Origin of the sequence: Streptomyces montanisoli (genome assembly GCF_017813245.1) — a bacterium.
Lineage (GTDB): Bacteria > Actinomycetota > Actinomycetes > Streptomycetales > Streptomycetaceae > Streptomyces > Streptomyces montanisoli.
In genome coordinates, this window is the sequence record NZ_JAGIQL010000379.1 from 1 (window position 1) to 885 (window position 885).

Sequence of the window (885 nt, forward strand, 5' to 3'; positions counted from 1 at the left end):
CGGCAGCCGGGGCGGCCACGAGCACGGGCGCCGCCGGAGCCGCCGAGCCGTCCGTCGCCGCGTCCCCGCGCGGACGCGGCCGCACGCCGTCCCCGTCCCCGTCCCCCTCCGTCTCCGTCGATGCCTCGCCGTCGCGCCCGAGCGGCACCGGCAGCGCGCCGGGCAGCCCCCGTCACAGCGGGGGCGGGGCGTCCGCGGGGGCGGGCGGCACCGCCGCCACCGCGCCCACGGTCGCCGTCCGCCCCTTCGTCTACGACCAGCCGTGCAGCCAGCACTTCCTCGTCAACAGCGAGCCCGAGCAGGTCGGGCCGCCCGCGAGCGAGCAGGACGCGCCGCGGTGGGCCGCCGCGTACGGGGCGGTGTCCTCGGGCGGGCAGGAGATCGCCATCACCGTCCAGGGGACGGGCACCGGCACCGTCGTCCTCGAGGCGCTGCACGTGCGCGTCCTCAGCAAGGACGCGCCGCTCGCCTGGAACGACTACGCGATGGGCGTCGGCTGCGGTGGCAACGTCGAGACCAAGTCGTTCGACGTCGACCTGGACGCCGGGAGCCCGATGGTCACCGTCCAGGGCGGCCAGGGCGACTTCCCGTACAAGGTCAGCGAGGCACGCCCGCAGGTCTTCTACGTCACCGCCCACACGAAGGCGCACGATGTGCGCTGGGAACTCAGCCTCGACTGGTCGAGCGGCAGCCGCCAGGGTGCCCTGCGCATCGACGACCACCACGCCCCGTTCCGTACCAGCGCCGACGTCGACCGCCCCGGCTACGACTACCCGCTGGGCGGCGGCGACTGGATCAAGCGGGGCAGCTGACGGCTCGCGTGGTCCGGGCAGACAGGCGCGCCGCCCGCGGGGCGGCTGACGGCGCGCCGACCGCCGGGCCGGC

1 pseudogene is annotated in these 885 nt (G+C 76.7%); it reads left to right on the top strand.

Features of this window, described 5'->3' with window-relative positions:
* Positions 1–812: pseudogene (locus JFN87_RS33255) on the top strand (transcriptional regulator); the annotation flags it as partial.
* Positions 813–885 lie beyond the last annotated feature (73 nt).